General features: G+C 64.7%; 1 protein-coding gene. It reads right to left on the bottom strand.

The window, feature by feature from the left end:
- A partial coding sequence (locus VFX97_02935) for an AMP-binding protein (protein HEX5702152.1) occupies positions 1–1,335 on the bottom strand: 1,335 nt, incomplete at both ends.

The raw sequence follows: 1,335 nt of genomic DNA on the forward strand, positions 1-1,335 counted from the left end.
GCACTCGCCCAGGAACCGCCCGACTGTCCCCGTCATCACCTCGTCGCGCAGCACCAGCGCCGCCCCTGCCATTAGCGTTGGGAATATCTCCTCAGCCGATGTGTCGAAGCTGACCGAGGCGAATTGCAGCACCCGGTCTGACGGGCCCAGATTGAAGGCCGCCACTGCCGCCTGCGAGTAGTTGACCACCGAGCGATGCTCGACGGCCACAGCCTTTGGCTTGCCCGTCGAGCCAGACGTGTAGATGAGGTAGGCCAGGTTTGACTCGCTTGTCCTGCCGACCGGGTCTGCCGCGCAGTGCTCGCCCATCTGGCCCCACTGCTCGTCTATACAGATGACGCGGGCCGATTGAGCAGAGAGCTTGCCGGCCAGCGCCCGCGTAGTGATGACGGCCCTGGCGGCCGAGTCTTCAAGCATGAAGGAGAGCCTTGCCGGGGGCTGTGATGTGTCAACCGGCAGGTAGGCCCCGCCTGCCTTGAGCACCCCAAGCAGGCTCACTAGAAGCTGGGCAGACCTGTCGAGCCACACGGCCACGATGTCGTCGGCCCCGATGCCGCACGAGATCAGGTAGTGCGCCAGCCTGTTGGCCGTGTCGTTGAGCTGCCCGTAGCTCATCTGCCCGGGCCAGGCCTCGCCCGCGCTTCCCCACTCTACGGCCACAGCGTCAGGGCTGATGGCGGCACGCCGCTGGACCAGCTCGTGCAGGCAGAGGCCTCGCTCAAAGTCGGCCTCCGTCATGTTCCACCCGTAGACGACCCGCTCCATCTCGCCTCGCCCCAATAAACCCGCCTCGCCTATCGCTCGCTGTGGCCGCTCGAGCATCGCCTCAAGCAGCCTGAGGTACTGCTCGGCCACCCTGGCGATGCTTTGGCGGTCGAACAGCTCTGTGCTGTACTCGATCCACCCGCCTATCGCCTCGCCCTCGCCTCCCTCCATTAGCTCCAAAGTCAGGTCGAACTTCGCCGTGCGGTTATCGACCTCTTCAAGCCTCACCGCCACCTCGCCCAGCCTGTCGGGCGGGTGAGCGGCGTTCTGATAGATGAACATAACCTGGAACAGCGGGTTGTGGCTGAGCCTGCGCTCTGGATGTAGCGCCTCGATGACCTTCTCAATGGGGACGTCCTGGTTAGAGTATGCGCCCAGCGTGACGAGCCTGACCTGGTCGAGCAGCCCAAGGAAGCTTAGGGAGGGAGAGGGCGAGGCGCGCAGCACGAGCGTGTTAAGGAAGAGCCCGATAAGCGGCTCAGTCTCGGGTCTGGTCCTACCGGCGATGGCCGTGCCGACGGTGATGTCGGACTGTCCGCTGAGGCGATGAAGAAGGGCGAAGAAGGCCGA

Source organism: Pyrinomonadaceae bacterium (assembly GCA_036277115.1).
GTDB lineage: Bacteria > Acidobacteriota > Blastocatellia > Pyrinomonadales > Pyrinomonadaceae > UBA11740.